23 protein-coding genes and 1 pseudogene are annotated in these 25709 nt (G+C 69.8%); 6 read left to right on the plus strand and 18 right to left on the minus strand.

Annotated elements, in window-relative coordinates; genetic code table 11:
- Positions 1-492: 492 nt before the first annotated feature.
- Positions 493-624: pseudogene (locus tag ABT245_RS46240) on the minus strand (IS481 family transposase); the annotation flags it as partial.
- 173 nt (positions 625-797) lie between these two features.
- On the opposite strand from ABT245_RS46240, the gene ABT245_RS31780 reads away from it, so the two are divergent.
- The gene (locus ABT245_RS31780) at positions 798-1913 is read left to right on the plus strand and encodes a DUF6923 family protein (RefSeq protein ID WP_351740224.1); all 1116 of its coding nucleotides are present in this window, start codon (positions 798-800) and stop codon (positions 1911-1913) included.
- 325 nt (positions 1914-2238) lie between these two features.
- Here ABT245_RS31780 and ABT245_RS31785 read toward each other — a convergent pair whose 3' ends face one another.
- From ABT245_RS31785 to ABT245_RS31825, 9 genes are all read right to left on the minus strand, one after another.
- Positions 2239-3231 carry a TauD/TfdA family dioxygenase gene (locus ABT245_RS31785; RefSeq protein ID WP_351740226.1) on the minus strand — a complete coding sequence of 331 codons (993 nt, stop codon included), beginning with the start codon at positions 3229-3231 and terminating at the stop codon, positions 2239-2241.
- 45 nt (positions 3232-3276) lie between these two features.
- On the minus strand, positions 3277-3987 hold the full coding sequence (locus tag ABT245_RS31790) for a GNAT family N-acetyltransferase (RefSeq protein WP_351740229.1): 711 nt from the start codon (positions 3985-3987) through the stop codon (positions 3277-3279).
- Positions 3988-4268: 281 nt separating this feature from the next.
- Complete coding sequence (locus tag ABT245_RS31795) at positions 4269-5171, minus strand: NADP-dependent oxidoreductase (protein ID WP_351740232.1); 903 nt, start codon at positions 5169-5171, stop codon at positions 4269-4271.
- 383 nt (positions 5172-5554) lie between these two features.
- Positions 5555-6454, minus strand: a complete 900-nt coding sequence (locus ABT245_RS31800; protein ID WP_351740235.1) for a PaaX family transcriptional regulator — start codon at positions 6452-6454, stop codon at positions 5555-5557.
- The gene (locus ABT245_RS31805) at positions 6451-6888 is read right to left on the minus strand and encodes an acyl-CoA thioesterase (RefSeq protein ID WP_351740237.1); all 438 of its coding nucleotides are present in this window, start codon (positions 6886-6888) and stop codon (positions 6451-6453) included. The genes ABT245_RS31800 and ABT245_RS31805 overlap by 4 nt, the downstream gene beginning before the upstream one ends.
- 284 nt (positions 6889-7172) lie before the next feature.
- On the minus strand, positions 7173-9563 hold the full coding sequence (locus ABT245_RS31810) for a bifunctional salicylyl-CoA 5-hydroxylase/oxidoreductase (protein ID WP_351740239.1): 2391 nt from the start codon (positions 9561-9563) through the stop codon (positions 7173-7175).
- A gap of 247 nt (positions 9564-9810) precedes the next feature.
- A complete protein-coding gene (locus tag ABT245_RS31815) occupies positions 9811-10746 on the minus strand; it encodes an acyl-CoA thioesterase (protein ID WP_351740241.1) in 936 nt (311 codons plus the stop codon).
- Complete coding sequence (locus ABT245_RS31820; protein WP_351740244.1) at positions 10746-11249, minus strand: cupin domain-containing protein; 504 nt, start codon at positions 11247-11249, stop codon at positions 10746-10748. The genes ABT245_RS31815 and ABT245_RS31820 overlap by 1 nt, the downstream gene beginning before the upstream one ends.
- Positions 11250-11283: 34 nt before the next feature.
- Positions 11284-12099, minus strand: a complete 816-nt coding sequence (locus ABT245_RS31825; RefSeq protein WP_351740247.1) for a fumarylacetoacetate hydrolase family protein — start codon at positions 12097-12099, stop codon at positions 11284-11286.
- 129 nt (positions 12100-12228) lie between these two features.
- On the opposite strand from ABT245_RS31825, the gene ABT245_RS31830 reads away from it, so the two are divergent.
- A complete protein-coding gene (locus ABT245_RS31830) occupies positions 12229-12663 on the plus strand; it encodes a RidA family protein (protein WP_351740338.1) in 435 nt (144 codons plus the stop codon).
- 685 nt (positions 12664-13348) lie between these two features.
- Here ABT245_RS31830 and ABT245_RS31835 read toward each other — a convergent pair.
- From ABT245_RS31835 to ABT245_RS31860, 6 genes are all read right to left on the minus strand, one after another.
- On the minus strand, positions 13349-14953 hold the full coding sequence (locus ABT245_RS31835; protein WP_351740250.1) for an indolepyruvate oxidoreductase subunit beta family protein: 1605 nt from the start codon (positions 14951-14953) through the stop codon (positions 13349-13351).
- Positions 14953-17115: a thiamine pyrophosphate-dependent enzyme gene (locus ABT245_RS31840; RefSeq protein WP_351740253.1), complete on the minus strand. Its 2163-nt coding sequence runs from the start codon at positions 17113-17115 to the stop codon at positions 14953-14955. Before ABT245_RS31840 ends, ABT245_RS31835 begins: the two co-directional genes overlap by 1 nt.
- The gene (locus ABT245_RS31845; protein ID WP_351740255.1) at positions 17108-17908 is read right to left on the minus strand and encodes a UbiX family flavin prenyltransferase; all 801 of its coding nucleotides are present in this window, start codon (positions 17906-17908) and stop codon (positions 17108-17110) included. The genes ABT245_RS31840 and ABT245_RS31845 overlap by 8 nt, the downstream gene beginning before the upstream one ends.
- On the minus strand, positions 17905-19686 hold the full coding sequence (locus ABT245_RS31850) for a phytoene desaturase family protein (protein ID WP_351740258.1): 1782 nt from the start codon (positions 19684-19686) through the stop codon (positions 17905-17907). The genes ABT245_RS31845 and ABT245_RS31850 overlap by 4 nt, the downstream gene beginning before the upstream one ends.
- Before the next feature lie 4 nt (positions 19687-19690).
- A complete protein-coding gene (locus ABT245_RS31855) occupies positions 19691-21136 on the minus strand; it encodes a UbiD family decarboxylase (protein ID WP_351740260.1) in 1446 nt (481 codons plus the stop codon).
- A gap of 215 nt (positions 21137-21351) precedes the next feature.
- Complete coding sequence (locus tag ABT245_RS31860) at positions 21352-22284, minus strand: LysR family transcriptional regulator (RefSeq protein WP_351740263.1); 933 nt, start codon at positions 22282-22284, stop codon at positions 21352-21354.
- Between the two features lie 331 nt (positions 22285-22615).
- On the opposite strand from ABT245_RS31860, the gene ABT245_RS31865 reads away from it, so the two are divergent.
- Positions 22616-23182 (plus strand): ATP-binding protein, encoded by a 567-nt coding sequence (locus tag ABT245_RS31865; RefSeq protein WP_351740265.1) that lies wholly within the window; start codon positions 22616-22618, stop codon positions 23180-23182.
- 453 nt (positions 23183-23635) lie between these two features.
- On the opposite strand, the gene ABT245_RS31870 is transcribed toward ABT245_RS31865, so the two are convergent.
- Both ABT245_RS31870 and ABT245_RS31875 read right to left on the minus strand, forming a co-directional pair.
- Complete coding sequence (locus tag ABT245_RS31870) at positions 23636-23857, minus strand: alpha/beta hydrolase family protein (protein WP_351740268.1); 222 nt, start codon at positions 23855-23857, stop codon at positions 23636-23638.
- A 24-nt stretch (positions 23858-23881) separates the two neighbouring features.
- A complete protein-coding gene (locus ABT245_RS31875; protein WP_351740270.1) occupies positions 23882-24079 on the minus strand; it encodes an alpha/beta fold hydrolase in 198 nt (65 codons plus the stop codon).
- Between the two features lie 364 nt (positions 24080-24443).
- On the opposite strand from ABT245_RS31875, the gene ABT245_RS31880 reads away from it, so the two are divergent.
- The 3 genes from ABT245_RS31880 to ABT245_RS31890 are packed head-to-tail and all read left to right on the plus strand — an operon-like array spanning position 24444 to position 25660.
- Positions 24444-24977, plus strand: a complete 534-nt coding sequence (locus ABT245_RS31880) for an RNA polymerase sigma factor (RefSeq protein ID WP_351740273.1) — start codon at positions 24444-24446, stop codon at positions 24975-24977.
- Complete coding sequence (locus ABT245_RS31885; RefSeq protein WP_351740275.1) at positions 24974-25471, plus strand: transmembrane transport protein; 498 nt, start codon at positions 24974-24976, stop codon at positions 25469-25471. Before ABT245_RS31880 ends, ABT245_RS31885 begins: the two co-directional genes overlap by 4 nt.
- A gap of 51 nt (positions 25472-25522) precedes the next feature.
- Positions 25523-25660, plus strand: a complete 138-nt coding sequence (locus ABT245_RS31890; RefSeq protein WP_351740278.1) for a hypothetical protein — start codon at positions 25523-25525, stop codon at positions 25658-25660.
- The last annotated feature ends 49 nt before the right edge of the window (positions 25661-25709 follow it).

Consider the following 25709-nt stretch of genomic DNA (forward strand, 5'->3'; position numbering starts at 1 on the left):
GACGGGCAGGTCAGGCGGCCGTGCGGTGCAGCAAGGAGGTGCTGGCCCCTCGATGCGATCGCAGGCCTCGTTACGCCTCGTCGCTGTTCGAGCAGACACCCCCGCGCCCGCCGGGCTCGACATTCCGAGCCCGCGGGACCACCTCCCGGATCACGGGCCGTCCGTCGGTGGGTTCAGGAGGGAAACCGGGCAAGACATCGAGGTGGGACCCGGTCAGGGCGGTGTCGGTCTGTGGGATGCCCAGGTCGCAGGCGATGGCCGCAGCGGTGGCGGGTTGATCACCAGTGAACACTCCTCCGGGGGCCGATAGACGTGAGCAGGCCCCGGGACTATGTCCCGGGCCATGGTGGAGTGACTCGCTGTTGTCGTCCGGCTCGGGCTCGCCCGGCGTATGACGGCGGCAGCGATCAGGGTGAGGACGCCTGCGGCGACGAGGAGGCCGGCGCCGCTGGCGATCCAGGGGATCGCGTCGGCGCCTGTCTGGGGGGAGGTCATGGCCTCGGTGAAGGCGGTGCATGCGGCGCGGCCGGACGGCTCGGCGACCACCCTGCTGATCACGATGAACCGGGAGTGGTCGTCGATGCCGGTGACCGGCTTGCACATACGTCCGTCGGCCAGGAACACCTCGGCTACTTCGGCTCTGCCTGCGACGCAATCACACTTTACAATGACAATTTAATATAAAAATATACTTGCAATAGAACATGCATGAATGGCAGTTTTACGCCCTTGTGGGGAGTTCCGACTCGACGCGACCATGTCCGGGTTATGGACTCCTCACGCAAAGGAGCAACTGCGTGGCGCACCGTAAGGTCTATCTCGCCGTCGGCAGGAAGAGCACCCGGATCTACCGCTTCGACCCGGTCGACGGGGACACCCGCGTGGCCCACAATGTGCCGGCCTACGAGCCGGGCTACACCGCCATGGGCGCGCAGTACCGCGGGGACGACAAGGAGCCGCTGCTGTACGCGGTCAGCGGCAACAAACTGATCACCATCGACGTGGAGGCGGGCACGTTACGGGAGGACGCGGTCAAAGGGCTTCCGGCCGACATGAAGTGGTACGACGGCGACACGGACCCCGGCGAAAAGACCCTCTTCGTCGTGGGTGGGCCCGACGAACCGAGCTACTCGATCGATGTGGTGGCCAAGGAGGCCGCACCGGGGCACAAGCCCGGTTCCGGGCGGTGGGACGACTTCGCCCACCACCCGAAGGACGGCCGCCTGATCTCCGTCGAGGGCGACAACGGCGACCTGCTCTTCATCGACCCGACCAGGCAGCCGATGAAGACCGTGCTCAAGCATCATGTCTTCCCGCCGGCCGAGGCCAGCTCGTCGGCGGGCTCCCGCGCGTCGTACTCGGCCACGTTCTTCGATGCCGACGGCCACTTCTACGCGGTCGACTCCGCCGGCAACGTCAACCACCTCGACCTCACCGACAGGACCGTTCCCGACCACGCGGCGCGGATCGGCGGGGCAAAGATCCCGATCGGCAGCCTGGAGGTCATGAACGGCGCCGGTCGCATCACTCCCCTGCCCGTACGGCCCAGTTACGACGAGATCGTCGTGACGAAGGCGTTCAGGAGCGCATGGGACAGCTATGACCCGAAGGGCAAGATCTACAGCTTCCGGCTCACCCTCAAGACGGTCTCGAAGGACGGCGACAAGACCGGGGACGTACGAAAGTTCAGGATCTCCTTCGACCTGCCGACGGCCGCAGGCACCAAGGTGGAGGCGTCCGGTGTCGACGTCATCTACCAGGACGGCAAGGCGTACGTCGACGCCAAGGCCGACCAACTGCTGCCCGCCGGACAGGAACGGCCGATCGACATGCAGGTCACTGTTCCGGGCGATCCGCGCAAGCTCCCGGACGAGTACCCGCTGGCCGGTCTGAAAGCCACCCGCCTGCCCTGACCATTTGCTGGGCCACCCCTACCGCGCCGACACGCGGTAGGGGTGGCCCGGCGTGCGTTCGCCCAGCCAAGTCACCTCCGTGGCCGGTTGCTTTCCTGGGGCCGGGACTTCGAGGACGGCGGAGGTCCGCCGTGCTGAGCGCCGCAGCGTTCCACTGGTCCGTTTCCACTCAAACGGCCGCGGTGGTCCGGCCCCGGCAGCCCGGGGCGACAGGGGCTGCCCGGGCATCGGCGGTGTGGGGGCGGGTCAAGTCGTTGCCCTCCACGCCGGGTGACGGCCGGCACACTGTGCTGTGGGAGTCATCTCGGCGCAGTGGGCGCCGCGTTCATCTGACGAGAGCCTTGTCCGGGGCACGGAGAGCGAACTCCAGCACTTCAGCCTGCTCGATGGTGTGAGGCAGCTTCTGCGGGTCCCGGACGAAGACACGCTGCAACCACCGGTCGGTCCCGTCGAAGCGCGGCTTGTACGCGGTGCGCGAGTGGGACGTACGGGTGTTGTCGACGAGGAGCACGTCGCCGGGCTCCAGGTGGACGGATACGGCCGTGGCGTTTGCCGCGTCGGTATACGCGCGCAGTGCTCTGGCGACCCGGGGGTCCTCAGGGGTGTCGATCATCACCCCGTCGTAGCGCACAGTGTCGTCGTTGTTGCTGAGCAGGAGGATCTCGGTCGTGGGGTCCGGGTTTTCCTGTGTGCGGTACGCCATGTCGGTGTGCCAGTGCAGCGGAATGGTCCGCAGTATCTCGCGGTCGGCCTCATCCAGCAGCGGCAGCGCCCGCCGCACCGAAGCGATCGTGGTTCGTGCCTCGTTGTTGTGGTCGGCTCGGGCGCAGCCGATGACGATGTAGTGCTGCTGATCTGCGCAGTACGCCATCTCGGTGTGATACCGGAGAGGAACCTTGAAGTTGTTCGCGGTGGTCCAGTGCGCTTCTTTCACGGCGAAGATGTCCTGGAAGGCGCCACCACCTCGGTTCAGCCTGTAGCCCGTGGCCTTCCCCAGGAGCATGCCGAAGAGAGCAACCCACGGCTCCATTCCCAGCAGGGGCCGGTCGTCCGGCGCCGGGAACGTGTCGGGCGTGGGCGGCAGCGAGTCAGCGTCGAGGGGAAGATTGCGCAGGTGCACAAACCCGGCCTCGTTGCCGTTCGCCCGGAAGCCGGCGATCACATCGCGCAGTTCGCTGGGCAGTCCGGCGGCGAGGTCGGCCGCCTTGTCGAAGAAGGCGGCCGGGGCGAGACGGGGAATGGTGGGCAGACCGGTCTTGATCCGGTCCAGCGCTGAAGCATACGGGGCGCAGTCGATCGTATCGCTTGAGATGGGCATCGAAATGCTGCTCCTCATCTGGAAGAAGGGGCTGTCTGAGACCGGTCAGGACACAAGCTGCCTGTGCATGAGATGAACGCCGACAAGGCCGTGTACGGGGTGCCGGAAGGCATCGGGAACGGTCGCAAGGGTGCGAAATCCAAGAGCATTCCAGAGCTTGAGTGCTTGCTCGTTGGTGTCCACCACGGAATAGGCCTCCATGGCCAGGTAACCAGCCCGCTGGGTGGCATCGATGACATAAGTCGCCAACGCTCTTCCGATACCCTGGCCCCACCACTCCGGAGCGACCATGAGGTCGAAATTGGCGATGTGATCACCGTTCCCGGACCGCATGGGCTTGGTCATCATTGCCGCGACCAGCGCGCCCTCACGCTCGGCGATGTATACAGCGGACCGCGACGGTGCCAGCCAGATGGTCCTGGCTTCTGCTTCCGTGGCATCCACCGGATAGGGGTGCGTCTCCCCCCGGGACACGACAGCCCGCCACAGCGGCCAGATGCGCGGCCAGTCCTTTTCCGTGTCCGCGGCACGCATCGTTATTTCCACATCAGGTGCCAGGGGCGCTGTATATGAATTCATATGGGCACTTCTTTCTTCCGTGACCGAATTCTCCGCTTCGACACCCGCCGGCGTGCATGCAAGCCACCGAGTGCCGGCCCGCCGGGATCCGCCACCGGAAGGCAACGCATCCATGAAATAGGAAACTGGCACAGCGCAGTCCGGCGCAATGTTTCTCAGCCGAGAAAGCGTGAACATGATGAACGATTGTGAATTAGTGAAACCTGTTTGTGGCCCGTTCTCGCGGCAAGTCCGGGCGCACGCACGGTTGCCCACACAGCCGGCCGGACAGTCCTGCCCAGCAGGGTCATGTCCCTTACCGACACTGACAAAGTTCTGAGGCAACGGGGCCTCCGGGACTCTCGTATCGGCTTCGACATCATGCGAACCACCAGAGGCCCGGCCGGACCTGAAAAAGCGAGCCGGCCATGTGCCGGCCCATTTCGACCGTCCCGGTACAGAGTCCCTTCGAGGACCGGTCAGTCCACGAGTAGCACGAGTTTGCCGCGCACGGTCCCGGCTTCGCCGACGCGGTGCGCGTGGGCCGCCTCGGTCAAGGGAAAGGTCTGGCCGACCTGGATGGAGAACCGTCCCGTTTCGGCCATTTGAGCGACCTGGGCCAGCGCGTAGGTGGCGCGGCCGGTGTCGCCGCGGCTGAAGCGGACGCCCGTCTGCTGCGCGCCGCGGAAGTCGGCGACCGTGATCACGTGCTCGGCCGCGCCTGCCAGCTCCACGAGTTCGGGAAGGACGCCGCTGCCGGCGACGTCCAGTGCGAAATCGACACCCGACGGCATGATGGCCCGGACTCGTTCTGGCATCCCGTCGCCGTATGCCACCGGCTCAGCGCCGAGCGAGCGGAGGGCATCGTGTGTGCCTGGACTACCCGTGCCGATGACGCGTGCGCCGCGCTCCACGGCGAGTTGGACAGCGGCACTCCCGACGCTGCCGGATGCCCCGTTGATGAGCACGGTGCTGCCCGCCGTGACGCCAAGCTGGTCGAGCGAGCGCGCTGCGGTCTCGGCTGCCGCGGGGATCGCTGCAGACCTCGCATAGTCGAGCGAGTTCGGGATCGGGGCCCAATAGGACAGCACGGCCAACTCCGCTTGGGCGGCTCCGTAGGGTGAGGCTCCGAAGACCCGGTCGCCAACCGTGACACCCGGGACATCGTCGCCGATCTCGTCAACGATGCCCGCAGCCTCGTAGCCCAGGGTCTGTGGCAGTTCCTGGTCCATCAGGCCCTGACGCTTTTTCCAGTCACTGGCGTTGATCCCCGCGGCCCGGACCCTGATCCGTATCTCCCCGGCGCCGGGGTGGGGATCGGGGAGGTCGACGATCTCAAGAACCTCCGGGCCACCGAACCGGCTGAACTGTGCTGCCCTCATGACGCACTCCTTCCGCGGAAGGAGTGGCGGATCGTCCGATACCGCGTGTGCGCGTACTCCCTGTCCGGCTGTCCGCTCGGTCTCAGAGAGCACGTTTCTACTCCGCTACATCGACTCTACGTCATGACCGCCCACATCAGCCCAGTCGGCTCCCCTGCCTGCGGACAGGAGCAGGCGTGGTTGTAGTGAACCCATGCCCTGTATCGCGGTCTTCCTGCTCGCGTCTGCGGAGTCCGCGGGGTCCGACACACCGTCACCGGTACCGGGCCTGGGGCCGCCGCGGGTATGGGTCCAGCCGGTAAGCCGTGTGCAGGTGTTCAGCCGGTGGGAACCGGTGGCACAGCGGGCCGGGGTTCAGTCGGTGAGGCGCCGTAGGCATGCGTTCAGCCGGTGGTGTCCGTCGCCTCGGCCGGTCGGGGCTGGGCGGACCAGTAGGCGGCGGCGTGTGCCAGGGCACGGCCCTCCAGGGCGGTGACCATACGCTCGAACAGGTGCACGGCGGCCGGACCGTTCCAGCCCTCGGTGAGCACCTGGGGCGGCAGGCCGGGGTCACGGAACGGCAGCTTGCGCCAGTGGTCGACGACCGACAGATAGGTGACGAAGGCATGCTGCCCGTCCACGAAGGCAGCCGTGGCCAGGCGGTCCGCCTCGGCCCCGTACTCCGCGAGGAAGGCGCGGTAGCGCCGGTCGATGCCGTCGAGGTCCCAGCCGCCGCGGACCATCGCCGCGAGGTCCTGCCCCGCGACGTAGTCCCCGACGAAGACGGCGCACTGCTGCGTAAGGTCCAGTTCCGCGATGGCGCGCTGGGCGGAGGGCAGCATCCGGGCAGGGGCGACCCACACCGCCGAGCCTATGTTGCCGAAGCCGAGCGAGGTCAGATGCGCGGTCAGCTGGTGGCGCTTGGCGCGGGCGGATTCGGGCACGGAGAAGTTGACGAGGCACCAGCCGTCGCCCAGATCGGCCGGCTGCCGGGCGTGCCAGATCACCTCGTCGCCGGCGGCGAGCGCCTCCAGCGCGGCCGGAGTCAGGGCGTAGCCCCGCACGCCGGAACGGGTCTCCGACTCCAGCCATCCGCGCTTCTTGAGACGGAAGACCGCGGTCCGGACGCTGGAGGCGTCCAGGCCGGCCTGGGTCAGCAACTCGACCGTGCCCGCGATGGGCATCCAGTTTCCCATCTTGCGGACCACGGCGCCGAGGAAGCTCACCAGCACCGTCCGGGACCGGCGGGTGGCAACGGCGGGGCTGGTGTCCTTGGTCTCGCTGGTCTGGGTGGTCTTGCTCATCTGCCTGAGTATGGCGCATGCTCCGCCGCAGGTCGTACGGCCCCGTTAAGGGCGGCGACCCATTCCTCGGGCCATGGGCTGCTGACCGCGCCGTCGGCGTGCCTGCGGTCGATGTGGACGGTGACGAAACGGCCGCGGGCAGCCCGTCGGTCCGGCCGCCCGCGGAACTCCTCGCCCCAGACCTCGAAGGCGAAGGTCATCGAGGCGGTGCCGATACGGACCAGCTCCACGACGGTGCGCACAGCCTGGCCGAAGAAGAGGGGCGCCTCGAAGTCCACCTCGTAGCGGACGCGGGGCGCTGCCGGGAAGTAGTCGTGGAGGCCCAGCTCGTGCATGAGCGTGGCCTCCGCGGCCTCCACGAATCGCACGACGGTGCTGTTGTGGTAGATCCCTGCCGCGTCCGTGTCGATCCACTCGATGCGCGACCAGTGCACACCGACCGGGTACGGGCCCCCCGGCGATGCGCCCACGACGGGCGCCGAGCCCGGCCGATGCGCACCGACCGAGTGCCGATCCCCCGGCGACGCGTCCACCGCGGGCGCAGCGACCTGCCGGCACCCACCGACCGGAAACCCGTCCCCCGGCAACGCATCCACCGCGGGCACCGAGCCCGGACCATGCGCACCAACCAAGTGTCGGTCCCCCGGCGATGCACCCACCACAGGCGCGGTGGCCTGCCCGTACCCACCGACCGGGTACCCGTTCCTGGGCGAGCCGGTCATGCGGTTGCCCGCTTCGCCGCCGCGTCCGCGGCCCGCGGTTTCCACCGCAGGTGCACGGACGCGCCGGTGCCCTCGCGCAGCAGGGACAGCCGTGGCGGGATCTTGTCGGTGCGCGCGGCCGGCGGCTTGCGTCGGCCGGCCGCCCACTGCACCGGCCACCGCGCTCCCGCGCCCCGGTACTCCTGCTCGGCCGCGGCCTGCAGCGTCCACTGCGGGTTGTACAGATGGGTGCGGCCCAGGGCGCACAGGTCGGCGCGTCCGGCGAGCAGGATCGAGTTCACGTCGTCGTACGACGAGATGGCGCCCACCGCGATCACCTTCACCCCGGCCGGGCCCGCCGCCTTGTGGCGGATCTTGTCGGCGAAGGGGGTCTGGTAGGAGCGTCCGAAGGCCGGCTTCTCGTCCTTGGTGACCTGCCCGGAGGAGACGTCGATGGCGGCGGCGCCGTGCTCGATGAACGCGCGGGCGACGTCCACGGCGTCGTCGTCGGTGTTGCCGTCGGGGACCCAGTCGGTCGCCGAGATACGGACGGTCACCGGGGTCTCGGCCGGGACGGCGCGGCGTACCGCGTCGAACACCTCAAGCGGGAACCGCAGCCGGTTCTCCGGGCTGCCGCCGTACTCGTCGGTGCGCCGGTTGGCGACGGGTGAGAGGAAGGACGACAGCAGGTAGCCGTGCGCGGCGTGCACCTCGATGAGGTCGAAGCCCGCTCGCACGGCGCGTTCGGCGGCGCCGGCGAAGTCGGCGACGACCTGGTCCAGGTCCTCGCGTGTGGCCTCGCGCGGGATGTGGCAGCCGGGACCGTAGGGCAGCGCGGAGGGACCGATCACCTCCCAGTTGTCCGCGTCGAGCGGCTCGTCCATGCCGTCCCACATGAGCCGGGTGGAGCCCTTGCGCCCCGAGTGGCCGAGTTGCAGGCCGATCTTCGCAGAGCTGCTGCGGTGCACGAAGTCGGTGACGCGCTCCCAGGCCTGGCGCTGTTCCTCGTTCCACAGCCCCGGGCAGCCCGGGGTGATCCGGCCCTCGGGCGAGACGCAGACCATCTCGCTCATCACCAGGCCGGCTCCGCCGAGCGCCTTGGACCCCAGGTGCACCAGATGGAAGTCGCCGGGGACGCCGTCCACCGAGGAGTACATGTCCATCGGGGAGACGATGACGCGGTTGCTCAGTTCCAGCTCGCCGATGCGGACCGGCTGGAACATCGCCGGGGCGATGCCGGGGGCCTGCTGGTTCCTGGCGAACTCGTTCTCCATCAGGATGGCGAACTCGGCGTCGCGTTCCTTGAGGTTCTCGAAGGTGATCCGGCGGGACCGGGTGAGCAGGTTGAAGACGAACTGGGCCGGGTCCTGGCCGGCGTACATGCCGATGTTCTCGAACCACTCCAGTGACGCCTGTGCGGCCCGTTGGGTCGACTCGACAACGGGTTTGCGCTCGCTCTGGTAGGCCTCCAGCGCCTCGGCCACGGTCGGTCGCTCGTGCAGGCAGGCCGCCAGTGCGAGGGCGTCCTCCATGGCGAGTTTGGTGCCGGAGCCGATCGAGAAGTGGGCGGTGTGCGCGGCGTCCCCGAGCAGGACGACGTTGCCGTCGAACCAGCGCTCGTTCCGCACGGTGGTGAAGTTGAGCCACTTGGAGTTGTTGGTGAGGATCTGGTGGCCCTTCAGCTCCTCGGCGAAGATCTCGGCGATCCTGTCGACCGCGTACTCGTCCGACACACCCGGAGCGAACACATGCGCCTCGGTCCGGTCGAAGCCGGCGCGGCGCCAGACGTCCTCGTGCATCTCGACGATGAACGTGGAACCGGAGTCCGAGTAGGGGTAGCCGTGGATCTGCATGGTGCCCCACTCCGTCTGCTTGACGAAGAACTGGAACGCCTCGAAGACCAGGTCCGTGCCGAGCCAGATGTACTTGTTGCGCCGCCGGTCGAGCGTCGGCCGGAACACGTCGGCGTACTTGGCGCGGACGGCGGAGTTGAGCCCGTCCGCGGCCAGGACCAGGTCGTACGACTCCCGCAGTCGGGCCACGTCCGGCGCCTCGGTACGGTAATGGACGGTGACGCCGAGTTCGGCGGCCCGCTGCTGCAGGATCTGCAGCAGTTCCTTGCGGCTCATCGCCGCGAAACCCTGCCCGCCGACGGTGAACCCGTGGCCGTCGAACTCGACGTCGATGTCGGTCCAGCGGGCGAACCGGCTCTCCATCGAGGCGTGGACGACGTCGTCGGCGTTGTCGATGCCGCTCAGGGTCTCGTCGGAGAAGACGACGCCGAAGCCGAAGGTGTCGTCCGGCGCGTTGCGCTCCCAGACGGTGACCTCGTGGGCCGGGTCGAGCTGCTTCATCAGGGCGGCGAAGTACAGGCCGCCGGGGCCGCCGCCGGCGATAGCGATCCTCATGCCGAATCCTCCACGGTCGGACGGGGTTTGACGGGCTGGAGCCTGAAGGCGTGGGACGTGAAAGGGGGGAGCTGGACGGGGTGGTGCGGAAGAGAGGGGAGCGTGAGGAGGCGGTGCGGGAGAAGGGGGAACGTGAGGGGGTGGTGCGGGCCACCGCGACTGCGCGGCGACGCGCCGACGACGTGCACATCACGCGGATGCCCGGCGAAGGGGGTGTCGAGCGTGGTGGCCGGGGCCGCCTGACAGGTCATCGGTGTCCTTCCTGGGAGGCGCGGATCATTCCTTCCTGGACCACGGTGGCCAGATGGGTGCCGTCCGGGGTGAAGAAGCGTCCGGCGGCGAGGCCACGACCGGCCTCGGCCGCCACGGCCCTTTGGGCGTAGAGCAGCCAGCCGTCCGCCGCGCCCGGCTGCTGCGGACGGTGGAACCACATCGCGTGGTCGAGGCTGGCCGTGACCAGTCCCTCGCGCGCCCATGGCAGGCCGAGGACCCGGAGCACGGGCTCCAGGATCGTGTAGTCGCAGACATAGGCCAGGGCCGCGGTGTCCCGTTGTGCGTCGGTGAGACCGTCGACGGGACGCAGCGCGTCGAACGGCTTGACCCAGACCGCCTGGTGGGCCACCGGTTCCCCGTCGACGGTGAGGTAGACCGGGCCCGGCATGTGCCGCATGTCGAAGCTGCGCCCGAAGGACCAGTAGGCCTTGGAACTCTCGGTCATGGACTCGCCGCTCCGGTCCGCGAGGTACTCGGCGGAGCTGGGCAGTTCCTCCGGGCCCGGCAGGCCGGCGGCGGTGAGCCAGTCGGGCGGTCCGGCGGCGTAGCCAGCGCCGGGCTCCCCGGCCGTGAAGTTGGCCAGGCAGACATAGAGCGGCTTGCCGTTCTGGTAGCCGCGGACCTGGCGGGTCGCGTAGCCGCGGCCGTCGCGCAGCAACTCCACCTCGTAGCGCACCTTTTCCCCGATCTCGGCGGGGCGCATGAAGTAGGAGTGCGTGGAGTGCAGCGCCTTGCCGTCGTCGACGGACCGCATGGCGGCGGCGGCCGCCTGGGCGACCAGGTCGCCGCCGTAGGCCTTGGGCCACGGGCAGGGCTGGGTGACCGCCGTGAACGCGAGGTCGAAGTGCTCGGGCTCGGCCGGGGTGAGGTCGACCGCGGCGCTGAAGAACTCTGATGTGGCGGCGGTCATCAGGGCCGGTCCAGCCAGTGGCGCAGTTCCGCGTCCGGCACCTCGGGGAGATTGACCACGATGTTCTCAGGGGTGCGGGTGGTCATCCAGGTCAGCGGGTGGTTGCGGTCGAGGTTGCACTCGACGTGGGGCATGAACGGCGGGACGAAGACCCAGTCGCCCTCGGACATGTCGATGTAGTCCTCGAACTTCTCGCCGAAGTAGATCCGGGCGCGGCCGGAGAGGACGTAGCCGCCGGTCTCGGCCTGGCCGTGGTGGTGGGGCACGGAGCGGTAGCCGGCGTCGTTGCTGACCTTGCCGTACCAGAGCCGGGTGGCCGGGGTGTGCTGGATGCTGACGCCGGAGATTCGGGTGGCGCCGGCGGACTGCCCGGTGTCGCCAGGTTCGTCACCGGCCCGGGTGACGACCGGGACGACCAGGCCGCTCTGCGTGGCGTACATCGAGTTGTCGCCCTCAAGGAGGTACGAGCTGTGGTCGGCCGCGTTGCCGGGAGTGGGGTCCATGGGAACTCCTCGTCGTGGGTGGGGCCGGTCGGCGTCAACCGGCGAAGCGGACGGTGTTGCGCAGAGTGCCGATGCCGGGGATCTCGGTCTCGACGAGGTCGCCGTCGGCGAGGAAGCGCTGGGGCTGCCGGGCCGCTCCGACGCCGCCGGGTGTACCGGTCAGCACCAGGTCGCCGGGGCGCAGCACGGTGAAGGCCGAGACGTACGCGAGCAGTTCGGCCGCGTCGAAGACCAGGGTCTTCGTGCTGTCGCGCTGCGTCTCCTCGCCGTTGACCCGGCAGATCACGGCCGCGCCGGCGGCCGGGTCGAACTCGTCCGCGGTGACGACCACGGGACCGACGGGACAGGACGCGTCCCAGGCCTTGCCCTGGAACCACTGCAACGTCCGGTACTGCCAGTCGCGCACCGAGATGTCGTTCGCCACCGTGTAGCCGGCGATCCCGGCGAGCGCGGTGGCCCGGTCGGCGCCACGCAGCGTCGCGCCCACCACGACGGCGAGTTCCGCCTCCCAGTCGAGCTGGAGACCGCTCGGCAGGACCACGTCGTCGTGCGGGCCGGTGAGTGTGTCGGCGTACTTGGCGAAGAGCGTGGGGAACTCCGGGAGTTCGCGACCGGTCTCCCGGATGTGGTCGGCGTAGTTCAGGCCGCAGCAGATCACCTTGCCGGGGGCGGGCAGGGGCAGCACGGGGACGGCGTCGTGCAGCACCTGTCCGTCCGGATCGGCCGCCCGGTCCGGCGGGGCCGTCGCCAAGAACGCCGACAGGTCGGGGGCCGGCAGCGCCCGCCAGACGTCCCCTTGGAACACCGCGGCGGTCGTTCCGGCCGCATGTCTGACGGTCCCGAGGCGCATGGACGTTCCTCTCCTGGGTTGCTGACATCCACGATCTGCGTTTCATTATTTCTACGACCGTCATGATGATGTCAATAGATGGATGTTACGGTGGCGACCAGACAGCACCCCGTACCGCAGGAGTTCTCCATGGCGACCTTCTCTCCCCCTGTGCCGGTCAACCCCGCGTCCCTGGCCAAGCCCAGCGGCTACTCGCACGGGACGCTCAGCGGCAACACCCTTCACCTGGGCGGCCAGACGGCCCTCGACCAGGAGATGAAGATCGTTCCAGGCGGGATCGTCGAGCAGTTCCGCCAGGCGTTCGGCAATGTGCTCGCGACGCTGGCGGAGGCGGGCGGGATCCCGCAGGACCTGGTCAGCGTCACCCTCTACCTGACCGACATCCCCGACTACCAGGCGCACGGCAGGGAGATCGGACAGGTCTGGCGCGAACTCGCGGGGCCGGTCTACCCCGCCATGGCCGGCATCGGCACCACGGCGCTCTGGCAGCCCGAGGCCCTGATCGAGATCGTCGGCGTCGCGGTCGTTCCCGACGACCGCCTGATCCGGCCCACCGCGTCCTGAACGCGGCCGGACCCGGGCCGCGGTCCGCCCTTTGTCGCGGCCGGGCTACGGCCCGTGCCCGCCTCCTGGCTACCGGCGCGACGGCGTCCCGCCAGGAGAGCGCCGGGTGACCGCCGGGTGGGGCAACGGATCAACCAGCCGGAATCCGCGACTCCCAAGGCGCCGGAATCCACAAGCCCGCAGACGGCGATTTGGCCGCGTCGGGCGTTCGGCCGGTGTGCGGTGCGTCCCGGGTCCCGGACGCCAGCCGTGACCCGGCCGGGCCGCACGGCGTCCGTTTCGGCCAGGACCTGCACGGGTGGCCGGCTGCGCGGAGTTCGCCGTACACCCCGGACCGGAACGCGGAGCACCTGATCCCCCGCACCACGACGAAGGGCACGCCCCCGCCACCGGCCGCCACGGACCGCAGGCCGCAATCGGCGCGGAACATCAAGGACCGAAAGACCGCCACCGGCACGGGGGTGTGACGGCACCTGCCCCACCCGCGCGGAACACCGTCGCCGAAGGACCGCCACCGGCACAGAGGTGCGCTACCACCGCCACCACCGAACACCCCCACCGCAAAGACCGCCACCAGCACAGAAGCGCGCCACCACCCCCACCACCAGCACCGAACACCCCCACCGCAAAGACCGCCACCGGCGCAGGGGTGTGACAGCACCTGCGCCGGTGGTGGGGAACGGTGTCAGACGCTGACGACGGCGGCGAGTTCGCTGCTCAGGGTCGCCCCGTCCTCGTCGGCCAGCGCGGCCGCGCGGAGTGCGGAGAGCCGGGCGGCTGCGTCGCTCCGGCCGGTCAGCGCGCGGGCTGCGGTCATGATCTGGTCGAAGCTGCCGGTTCCGTGTTCGTAGGTCGTGCCGTACCCCTTGAGCAGTCCTTGGCACTCGACGATCTCACAGGCGAGGTCCGGCTCGCTGCCGGCCACGTCCAGGGCCGTCCGCATCCACTGCTCGATGGCTGCCTGCTCACGGACATACCGCAGGGAACGGGGCCGCAGGGGCCGCATACGGGCCATGACGGCGAGCATGGTGTAACCGGTGATCGAACTGGTGTTGACGGTCATTCCCTTGTGCGTCACGGCGCGGACGAGACGCTGGAACGCCTTCGAGCGGCGCAGCGTCGCTCCGAGCCGGGCCGGCAGCGTGTCGGTGATCTCGTCGATCTGCGGGTGGAGGTATTCGCGGACGTGCATGAGCTGATCGGGTTCGGCGCGGGCCTCGTCCCGGATCCGGATCATGCGATGCCGCCGGATCTTCTGCAGGGCCACCTGGATGGTGTCCTGGTAGCACATCCACAGCGCCAGATGCCGGGCCGCCTCAAGGGTCAGCCGTGCGCCGCCCTCGGGGTCCGGGTCGACGGCGGCGAAGGCCCGGACCCGGTCCAGGTACAGCCGCGCATAGGCCGGGTTCTGGTACATCGCCGTCTTGACCAGGCCGTGCAGCACCATCGACCGGGCCGCCGACGGAAGGCCTGTCACCTCCTCGGCCAGGGGTCGCAGGGCGGGGCCGACCAGGGATCCCGGCTCGGTGGCGGCGATCCGGTTCCGGCGGGCTTCCTCCTTCTCCTTGCGTTCCTCGGGGGAGACCGGCCGGGGCCCGATGGTGATGTCCACCGGCTGGGACGTGCCGGGTGTGCTCGGTCGGGCGGCGGCGTCGAAGCCTCCGGCGAAGGCCCGCAGCGACTGGTCCACGGCCTTGCCGAAGTCCCGGATCGGCTGTTCGAACTGCGCGCGTGTGAACGGCAGAGCCCCGGAGCCGGCGAGCGCGCCGAACAGGGAGGCGCTGATGACGCTGCGCGCCTGCTCGGCGATCGCCATGAAGTCGGCCGAGACCAGCTGCTTCGAGCCTTGTTGCACGGCGGTCAGCAGCGCGGTGCTGTCGACCCTGCCATCGCCCATGGCGATCCGTTCGTCGATCGAGTACACCCGGTTCGTCGACGTGATCAGGGTGGTCCGGTCCGGGGTGGAGAACCCGCGCTGGACCGCGCGGCCGGCCTCCATGAGTTCGGAGGCGATGACGATGTCCACCTCGCCGGGTGTCGGGAAGACACTGAGCACCGGCTCGTCGCGTCCGGACCGGTCGGCGGCGGCCGGAAGCGGCGGGTAGATCTCGACGTAGTACACGGTCGCCCCGGTGCGCTGGGCGACACCGGCCACCGAGGTGGTCTGGGCGACGTAGTCGGCCTGCTCCGCCACCGCCACGATCCAGTCGGCGAGGACACCGCCGCCCTCACCGCCCATGGCGAGGATCGCCAGCGTGATGGGGCGCCGGCCGCTGTACCAGCTTGACATCAGGCCGCCTCCAAAGTGGCCGCGCGGCGCTCGACGCCGCGTCCGAGTACGGAGATCCACCAGGTGCGCAGCCGTGCCAGCGCACGGTCCACGCGGGTGGGGTTGTAGACGACGTCGGTGCGGTAGAACGAGGGGCACAGCACGGCGGCGTGCGCGTTCTCCCCGCACACCCCGCAGCCGACGCAGCTGTCCAGCACGGTGGCGATGGGGTCCGTCCGCATCGGGTCGGGGTTGGCGGTGATGGTCAGCGAGGGGCAGCCGGAGATCCTGATGCAGGCGTGGTCGCCGGTGCAGGTCTCCGGGTCCACCCCGAAGCGTTCCCGGACCACCCGTTTGCCTTCCTTGATCGCCTTGGCGCGCTGGGGTTTGACCCGTCGTTGCCGGTTGAGCTGGCACTCGCTCTGCATCACGAGGACCTTCGGGCCCGGCTCGTCCGTGGTGAGCGCCTCGACGAAGGTGTCGCGGACCGTGCCGACGTCGTAGGTGTTGTCGATCGTCTTGGCCCAGGTGACGCCGACGCCCCGGACGGCCTTCTCGATCGGATGCCTGGTGGATCTGGTCGGGACGTCGGCGTGTGAGGAGGGCACGTCCTGGCCGCCGGTGGCCGCGGCGTAGTCGTTGTCGACGACGACCAGCAACTGGTCGTTCTTGTTGAACACCGCGTTGCTGACACCGCTGGTGAGCCCGTTGTGCCAGAAGCCGCCGTCGCCCATCACCGCGATCGTACGGCGGTCGGCGTCCCTGGAGTTCAGCGCCGCCGCCCCGGCCGACCCCAGGCCGTAGCCCATGGTGGTGGCGCCCAGGTCGAACGGCGCGTTGACCGCGAACAGGTGGCAGCCAATGTCCGCGCTGATGTGATGCTTGCCGGTCTCCCTCTCGGCGAGCTTGAGTCCGCTGAAGATCGGCCGCTCAGGGCAGCCGGTGCACAGGCCGGGCGGGCGGGGCCGGACCGTCTGAGGGTCGACCGGGGTGCCGAACGGGCCGGCGGCGGCGTCGGCCGGACGCAGCAGCGCGGGCTCGTGGGTGATGACCTGCGGCAGATAGGTGCGGAGGAATGCACGCACACCGCGGGTGACGACCAGGGAGGTGTACTCGCCGCCGGCGGCGAGCATGTCCTTGCCGTGCAGCTTGGTGGGCATCTCCGCCCGGCGCAGGATGGCGTTGAGGTTCTGCTCGATGTAGTCGGGCTGGCCCTCCTCGATCATCAGCACGGCGCGTTTGCCGGCGCAGAAGTCGATGATCTCCTGGTCGACGACCGGGTAGGTCACGTTCATCACGTAGAGCGGGACCTGGGTGTGACCGAACGCGTCGGAGCAGCCGAGCAGTTCCATCGAGCGGTTCAGCGTGTTGTACAGCCCGCCCTGGACGATGATTCCTACGTCGGCCAGGTCGTTGCCGAACACTTCGTTGAGTCCGCGTTCGGTGATGAACCTGACCGCGGCGGGCCAGCGGTCCTCCAGCTTCTCCTTCTCGTGCGCGAAGCTGGCCGGCGGCAGCACGATCCGGCTGGTGTCCCGGACCGGCTGCTGCATCGCCTCGGTCACCGTCAGCGGGGGCCGCTTGTTGTCCTTGGCCTCGAACGCGCCGTGCAGATGGCAGGAGCGCAGCCGCAGCTCCAGGAAGACCGGGGTGTTGCTCGCCTCCGAGAGCTCGAAGCCGGCCTCGACGGCGTCGACGATCGCCGAGATGTTCGGCCGCGGATCGAGCAGCCACATCTGTGACTTCATCGCGAACGCGTGCGACCGCTCCTGCATGATGCTGGAACCCTCGCCGTAGTCCTCACCGAGGATGATCAGCGCGCCGCCGGTGACCCCGCCGCTGGCCAGGTTCGCCAGCGCGTCCGAGGCGACGTTCGTGCCCACCGTGGACTTCCAGGTCACCGCTCCGCGCAGGGGGTAGTGCACCGACGCGGCCAGCATGGCGGCCGCCGTGGCCTCCGAGGCGCTGTTCTCGAAGTAGACCCCGAGTTCGTCGAGGACCTCCTTCGAGTCGCCGAGCACGTCCATCAGGTGGGAGATCGGCGCTCCCTGGTAGCCGCCGACGTAGGCGACGCCGGACTGGAGCAGCGCTTTGGTGACCGCCAGGATGCCCTCGACGTGCAGGGTGCTGCCGGCCCCCTCCCGGAGCTTGCCGACCTCTTTGGCGAAGGACCGTTCAGCCAATGTTCCTCTCCTCGCTGCTCCGTGGGCTCACCGTGCGTGCCCGGGCGGGCGCGGCGGTGGGCGCTGTCGCGTGCGCTGTCGTATGTGCTGGCGTATGTGCTGGCGTATGCGGTGTCGTATGCGCGGTGTTCGTGCCGGGCGGTAGCGCCTCCGGGCGCGTCCGCTCATACGGGGCCCGGGACGTCGCGTCATCGGCGGAGCCGGCGCCGTGGCGGGCGGACGCCGCGGCGGCGGTGCCCTGCCAGCGAGGCACCGTCGGCAGGACGACGCCGACCTGGTCGAGCATGCGGCCGACCGACTGGTCGATCACCTCGTCCAGGGTGGTGGGGCGGTGGTAGAAGGCCGGGACCGGGGGAAAGACGACGGCTCCGAGTTCGGCCGCCTGGGTCAGCAGGCGCAGGTGCCCGAGGTGGAACGGAGTCTCCCGGACGGCGAGCACCAGGGTCCGGCGTTCCTTGAGCATGACGTCGGCCGCGCGGATCAGCAGGTTGTCGGCGTAGGAGTGCACGATTCCGGACAGCGTCTTCATCGAACACGGCACCACAAGCATCGCGTCGGCCCGGAACGAGCCGCTGGCGATGGAGGCGCCGATGTCGGAGAAGTTGTGGGCGACATCGGCCAGCGCACGGACGTCCTGCGCGGTGTGGTCGCTCTCCAACCGCAGGTTGAGCGCGGCACTGCGGGAGAGCACCAGGTGCGTCTCCACGTCCGGCACCGTGCGCAGCAGTTGCAGGGCGCGCACTCCGAGGATGACGCCGGTGCTGCCCGACATGCCGATGACGATTTTCTTCATCGCCGCTCTCCTCCCGGCTGGTGGTGGTGCCTGCCGGGCATCCGGGACGGCGGAGCCGGGGCCGGGGGCACCTGGGGTGGGGTGGCGGCCGGTGCCCCGGCAGGACTGGTCGCGGACGCCACCGGATCAGGGGAGCGGCGCCGGGTACGCAGTTCGTGCCGGAGCGCTGCGGACGAGCGCACCGCCCGCCCCCGCCATCCGGTCCACGCCGCGCTCAGCCTCGCGGCGACGATGATCCCGGAACCGGCGCCGAGTCCAGGGCCGGGATGGGTGCTCGCTCCGACCAGGTAGAGGTCCCGCACCGGGGTGGTGTGCCCGGTCAGGTCCGGTCGCGGCCGCCACAGCAGGCTCTGGTCGAGGGAGCACGCCCCGGCCGAGCCGTCTCCGTCGACGAAGTTCTCGTTGGCGCGAGCGAGGTCCGCGGGGGACGCGGCCACCCGTCGGAGGATCGCGCTCTCCAGATTCGGCAGGTGGCGGGCCAGGATCGTCTGGGCCCGGTCCGCGACCCGCTCGCGCAGGGCTTCGGACCACTCCCCGTCACCCACGTCGATGTCGCCCGCCGCGTCCCCCCGCACCCGGGCCGGCATTTCATGCAGCTGGACCGAGAGGATCCAGCCTCCCTCGGGAGCCCTGGACGGGTCGACCGCGACCGGCTGCCCCACGGTCAGCGTCGGGACGGCCGGCAGCAGGCCACGCTCGGCCTCGTTCACCGCCCGGGAGATCGCGTCGACCCCGGAGGTGAGGTGGACGGTGGCGGCCTTGAGCAGCCCGGGATCCGGCCACTGCGGGCGCTCGCGCAACGCGAAGTGGAGCTGCATACGAGCGCGGCCGTACCGGAACCGGCGGGCCGCTGCCGCGGCGTTCTGGGCCTCGGGGACCGCGGCGAGCAGGCTGCCGTAGAGCTGGGTCGGGGTCACTCCGGCGACGACGGCCCGCCCGCAGGTGACCACTGTGGCGTCGTCCAGACGCACACCGGCTGCCCGGCCGCGTTCGGTGAGGACCGCGCCGACCCCCCGGCCGGCGGTACACACGCCGCCTGCGTCCTGGATGATTCCGACGAGCGCCTCGACCAGCCGCCGTCCGCCTCCCTCGGGCACCGGGGTGCCGCGGGTCTCCAGCGACATGGTCATGGTGCGGGTCATGAAGCCGGACGAGGCCTGCTCCGGACCGGTGCCCGCGTGCAGTGTCCACGGCGCCAGCAGCGCCTGGGTGGTGGGCGCGCGGAACCGGGCAGTCCAGTCCCGGCAGGTTTCCAGGAGTTCGCCGCTGAACCTCAGCAGGCCGGTGTGGCCCAGCTGACGGTAGGCCCGCAGCGCGAGCGCGACCCCGTGCCGGGAGAGCAGGTCACCGGACATGAGCCCGCCGACCAGCGGGGCGACCTTCTGGTGCTCGGCGCGCATCCGGCGCCAGGTCTCGCCGTCACCGTGCGCCGCCGCCTCGAACGCGGCGATGTTGCGGTCCGGGTCGGTCGTCAGCAGCGCCGACTCGCCTTCGGCCGTCAGGCCGCCGGCCGGGACCCCGCCGCGCAGATAGCGCAGGCCGCGCGCGGTGAGGTCGTCGGCCAGGCGGGCGTAGGCGGCCGAGCCGACGAACATCGCATGACTGATCGCGTAGAGGTCGTGGGTGTAGCCCGGGACCAGTTCCGTGGTGTGGATCGCGCCACCGAGATGGTCCTGCCGTTCGAAGACGGCACATCGCCAGCCCTCCTGGGCCAGCAGCGCGGCAGCGGTGAGGGTGTTGATCCCGCTGCCGACGAAGACGGCGTCGTAGTCGGCCATGGGCTTACTTGGTCCAGCCGAGCCGGGCGCCCCAGCGGTCGCGGACCCGGCGGGCGAGGTCGTCGCTGACCTCGACGACGGGAGCGAAGTCGCTCAGGCGGTGGTACGGGCGGCAGGCGTTGATGATGGCGCGCGAGGAGACCCAGGGGCCGCTGGGGTCGGCCAGCATCGGGTCCAGCGGGTTGGTGGGTGTGTCGCGGATGATCTGGATGCTGTGCGCGGGGTCGGTCCGCGTGGAGATCGCCCAGATCACCTCGTCGATGTTGGTGACGTCGATGTCGTCGTCGACGACGACCACGTAGCGGCCCATGGAGACACCGCCTGCGATGAGTGCGGCCGCGGCGCCCACCTGCTGCGCGTGCCCGGCGTAACGCTGCTTGATCGACACGACGTTGAAGAAGTTCGCCGACCCGGTCTCGTACTTCCAGGCCGCGCTGACGTCCGGGACCAGGGCGCGCAACTCGTCCAGCAGCAGCGAGGATTCGAGGGCCGCGCGCCAGAAGGAGTGGTCGAAGGGGGGCTTGCCGGGCAGGGAGCCGTAGATGATCGGGTTGCCCCGGGAGTAGACGCGTTCGACGCGGATGACGGGCCGGCGCTCGCGGCCGCCCGCGAAGTAGCCGGTGAACTCCCCGAACGGGCCTTCCCAGTCCTCGTCGCCGGGCTCCACCCAGCCCTCGATCGCCAGTTCCGATGCCGCCGGGATGGGCAGTCCGGTGACCTCGCCCTCGATCACATCGACGGGCGTGCCGGCGATCGCCCCGGCGACCGAGAGCTCGTCGACGCCGTAGGGAAGGGGCATCGACGAGGCGAGGTGGACCAGCGGACCGTGGCCGAAACTGGCGGCGATGGGGGCACGTTCCCCCCGCTCGTGGTACTTGCCCAGATGGATCCCACCGTGGTTGATGGGCTCGATGAACACGCCGAGGGATCGCTCGTCCCGGACCGAGACGCGGTAGGTGCCGTAGTTGACGTCCTGGGTCTCGGGGTCGCGGGTGATCACGGTGCCGCCGGTGCCCAGGTAGCGGGCGCCGTCGTTCTCGTGCCACAGCGGGGCGGGGTAGGCGCGGAGATCGATCTGGCTTCCGCTGAGGACCTGGTTGCGGACCGGTCCGGTCTCCACGACCCGCGGCCGGAACCCCGGTGCCGCGGCCTGCCAGCGGCTGGGCAGCCCCCGCAGCCGCTCGACCAGCTCGTGAACGTCGAGTCCCTCGGGCAGTCCGAGCGCGGAGGCGACACGGGCGGGGCGGCTGAGGGAACAGGACAGCACGCTGCCGCCGTGTTCGTAGCCGGGGATCCGGTCGAACAGGAGCGCGCGTCCGCGGTTCTTGGCATTGAGGTCGGTGATGGCGCCGATCTCGTACTCCAGGTCGGCTCCGGAAACCTCTTCCAGCTCACCAAGGCGGCGGAGTTCTGCCAGCCACAGGCGGAGATCGAACCCGGGGTGCCCCATGGTCCCGTCCGCAGTCGAATCGACCCCATGGCTTTTTTGCGCACTTGTTGTCGTCATGAGAAAACGCTATGAGCAGATCGGCCGGAAAAGAAGACGTTCTTTTCGATAGCGGCTATCGGCTCTGGCTATGTGCCGGTGCGCCGCCGTCGACGGGCCGGGTCTCCTCCCGGGCAATAGCCGTGAAAGGCGTCCGCTCTACTTGGCACCGAACTGATTCAGCGGACGGGAACCCCGTCCGCGCGCACCGGAAGGCCGTCGGCCATGACGTACTGGCGGGCCAGGGCGAGGAAGTGGCCGGCCGGGCCGGCCGGAATGCCGCCGGACCGCTTGCGCAACAGCATGATGTGGCGCGCCTGGGCGGCGAGGTCCTGGGCCTGGATGGTGACGAGCCGCCCGTCGGCCAGCGCGTCGGCCACGGCCCGGCGGGGCAGCAGTGCGAGGCCGAGGGCGTTCTCCACCATCTTCTGTGCCGTGTCGATGGCGTCGAGCTCCAGCACGTTGCCGCTGGGCAGGATCAGATGCCGAAGCTGTTCGAGCGGGCTGTCGCCGCTGGGGGTGGCGAAGACGACGACGGTGTGCATCCTCGCGAGGTCGGCGAGGCGCAGCGGATCCGTCTGCTGCGGTGGCGGGGCGAGACCCGGAGGGGCGACGAGGACGAGTTCGTCATGGAGGAGTTCGGCGGAGGTGAGGTCGGGATGGTGCAGCTCGCAGGCCAGGCCCAGGTCCGCCTCGTTGTGCAGCAGCATGTCGGTGATTTCCTCGGCATGCCCGGTGCGCAGCACGACCCGGATCCCTGGACATTCCTCGCGGAAGCGCTTGAGCAGCGTCGGCAGGAGGCAGGTCGACAGGGTGGGCGCGGAGGCGATGGTCAGTGTGTCCATGGCGCCTTCGAACATCCGCCGTACCGCTGCCCGGCCCTCGTCGAGGTCCCGCAGGGCGCGGCGGACATGAGGGAGGAACGCCTCGCCGGCCTCGGTGAGCTGCACGCCCCGGCTGTGCCGTGCCAGCAGCGGGACACCCAGCTCGTTCTCCAGGGCCTGGATGCGGGAGGTCAGCGTGGGCTGTGACAGGAACAGGCGAGCCGCGGCGCGCGAGATGCTGCGCTCCTCGACGGCGGCGATCAAACCCTCCAGCTGGCCCAGCTGCATTGAGGCAGGCTATGCCAGCACCCAGGGCGAATCAATGGCAAAGTCCGGCGAAGACAGGCGAAGACCCGGCGAAGACGGGGCCCGGCCGGCCGTCGTGAGTGGAGTCCGCCCGCGGGCCGGCGTCCGGGGCCTGCCCGTGCAGCGCGGGCCCACGGCCGGGGCCGGTGTCATCGGCTTCCTCTATACCGCAGATAAAAAAGAACTATTTGACGAGAATCGCTTGTCAGGCGGACCGTTTTCTTATAGGTCGCAGCGTCTCCCGGACGCGCATTCCAAGAGTCGGCGAAAAACGCCTTTGGGGGGTCCGCTGGGCTTGAAGGGAAAGCCAGTCATGTCCGCCCCCGAAGCATCCGCACCGCGCCTGACGGCATCCGCGCACGCGACGCGCTACCACGGTCCGTTGCTCACCCGTGCTCCGCACTGCCTGGAGATGGCCCTGGCCGCCGAACGTGCGCGGGTCTCCACCGCGCGCCGCGCGGTGGGGATGCACCTGCGCCGCTGGAGTCTGGACCACCTGGTGGAGGACGCCGCCGTCATCACCTCGGAACTGGTGACGAATGCGCTGCTGCACGGCTCCACCCCCACACTCACCCTGCATCTGGCCGTGTGCGGGGACGCGCCGGATCATGTGGTCCTGATCGCCGTCACGGACCACGCCGCCACGCTGCCCCCTCCCGAGGCAGGTGTCCCCGACTCCGACGCCTCGCGGGAAGGCGGGCGCGGCCTCCTGATCACGCGGTACATGGCGAGTTGCTGGGGCACCATGGCCCGGCCCTGCGGCGGAAAGCTCGTCTGGGCCACGCTCGCGGCCGACCCGGCGGCCACGGGCCATGGCGACGACGCCGACGGAGCATCCGGCTGCGTGTGCCGGCAACTGGTCCGCGCCACCGCGGCGTAGCCGCGGCGAGAGCATCCCCGGCGAACGTCCCTCGCCGCCGGCGGTCGCCGAGTGACCGCTGTCATACACCCCAGTCGCCGTTGATCACCGAAGACAACGGAAGACGATCGGCTGGGCGCTGTGTCGACGAACTCAGCCGTCGCAGCTCGGCGCCCCCCGAGGGTGAGGGCTCCCGCCTGCGCCGCCGTGCCCCGGCAGGACCGGCCGCGTCACCCGATCCAGTCGTGGCAGGTCACGGGCTTCGCAGCCGGTAAACCCCACCGACAACGGACATCGAGCGCGGCTCGGATGGACATGCGCGCCGCGGCCGGGACGGACATGCGCGCCGGCGGCCAGGACGGACATGTGCGCCGGCGGCCGGGGTCGATCACCAGACCGGCCGGCACCGCCCCGCTCCGCCCGTCCCGGGCGCCCTGCCCCTGGACGGCACCCCGGCGACGGCCTCCCCCACCGTTACCGCGCGGCAAGGACGTTTCCCGCGACGAACGAGGCATGGTGGCTGGTCCGTCGATCCTCCAGCCAGGGGTACCCGTCCAGCTCGTCCCAGGAGGAGAGCACCAGGGCGTCGACGCGCTGCGGGTTCTGCAGCGCGAAGGACACGGCGATGGGGGTGTTCATGGCGACCGCGACGATCGTGGCCCGGTCGATGTCGAGCGCGTCGGAGATCCCTTTCATGTCGACGGTCTGGTTCGAGACCGATTAGCCGTACAGGGGCACCTCGCTGCGTGCGTGCCCGCGCCGGTCGTAGGCGATGCGGCGGTGGGACCGGCCGAAGTACCGCAGTTGGTCGTCGAACAGACGGGTGCTGTGCGTCTCGCCGTGCAGGAAGACGATCGCTTCCCCGGAGCCGACGGTCTCGTAGGGGAAGTCGCACGCATTGGCCCGGACAACTGGCATGTGCACCTCCGGCCGGCTAGGGCGTGTTTCGAAAGTAGCGTCGTCCGCCCGGAGGGCGGGGCCCGCGGCGTCTGGTGCGGTGCATCGCAAGGCGGAGGGTCGTCCGCGTACTGGGTCTACGCGGACGATCCCGACAACGCGGCGTGGGGGCACCTCCCGGCCGAAGGCTGGGGGAGTGCCGTGCCAGGCGTCGCGCGCCAGACGGGACTTTCGAAACACGCCCCAGGGCCTGTCTGAAGTCGTGATCAAGGCGTGAGATTCCTCTCACGACCGGCGTTGCGACCGGATGCTCAGGATTCCGTGAACCTTTCCGCCCGGAATGCCGACTGTCTGTGTGACGGACGGTGCAGAGCAGGGAGGTGTGGTGGGCAACGATGGGTTGCTGGTGGTGCGCTGCCAGCTTGGGGAGCGGGAGGCGTTCCGCGAACTGGTGGCCATGTGGCACCCCCCGCTGTGCCGCTATGTCCGGGGCATGGTCGGCTCTCCGCACCTCGCGGACGATCTTGCTCAGGAGGCGTGGGTCGCTGTGGTGCGGGGCCTGCCGCGGCTGCGGCAGCCAGAGCGGTTCGCCCCCTGGCTGTTCACCATCGCCCGGCGCACGGTCACCGACCATCTGCGGCAGACGTACAAGGCTCCGGAGACGGCCATGGAGGAAGCCACGACTGTCGTCGCCGACGACGAGCTCAGCGGCGTGCTCACCACGATGCAGATCGAGGCAGGTCTTGCTGCTCTGCCGCCCTTGGATCGCGAGGTGCTGATTCTCTTCCACCTGGAGGACCTGCCACTGGCTTCCTGCGCGGAGGTGCTCGGCGTACCGGCCGGCACGGTCAAGAGCAGGCTGCACCGCGCCCGGCGCATGCTGCGCAACCACCTTGCCGAGGAAGGATACGAGGCATGAGCGAGCAGAACCGCGCAGCGCAGCGGGCCGTGCCCGAGCAACTGGAGGGCGCGCTGGCCACGGAGGTGTCACTGCGGTCCCGGCTGCGCCACGTGGCAGTGGGCCTGGCCGGGGGATGCGGCGCGGCCATGATCGCGGTGCTGTGGGCCACCGAGCCGAATGCTCTGCCGACGCGTACCCAGGCCGTCTTCGCCGGACTGATCGCCATCGGGCTGGCCTGGGCCGCCTTCGCCGGCTGGGTGCTGAGCTGGCGTCGGCCGCTGTTCGCCCGGGACCGGGTGCTGTCCGCCCGGATCGCACTGGCGGCGACCGCGGTGACCGCCCTGGCCGGGGTGGCGCTGGCTGCAGTCCGCGGCAGCACCGCCGACCTGATGGCCACCACCGCGGGCGGGGTCGTCTTCACCGCCGCCGCGATGCTCACCCTGGTACGGGCGCGGCGCCGCCGACGCGAACTACTGCGACTGCGGGATGCCTTGCGACAAGACACCCCCTGAACAGCCGAATTCGCCCAAGCCAAAATCACCCAGATCATCGGGGAGACAGACATGGACAACAAGACTTCTCCAATCGGCCCGCTGGCCCTCGCGCTCCGCCTCCGCGGTGCAAGTAAGCACACCGTCCTGGTCGTCGCGGCCCTGGCCTGTACCGCCCTGCTGATCGGCGTCGGCCTGCTCCTGACCTGAGCTTGCGACCCGAAGCCGAGGTTCCACCGCTGAGACCTCGGTGACACAC

This window comes from Streptomyces sp. NPDC001508, from assembly GCF_040298665.1.
Taxonomy (GTDB): domain Bacteria; phylum Actinomycetota; class Actinomycetes; order Streptomycetales; family Streptomycetaceae; genus Streptomyces.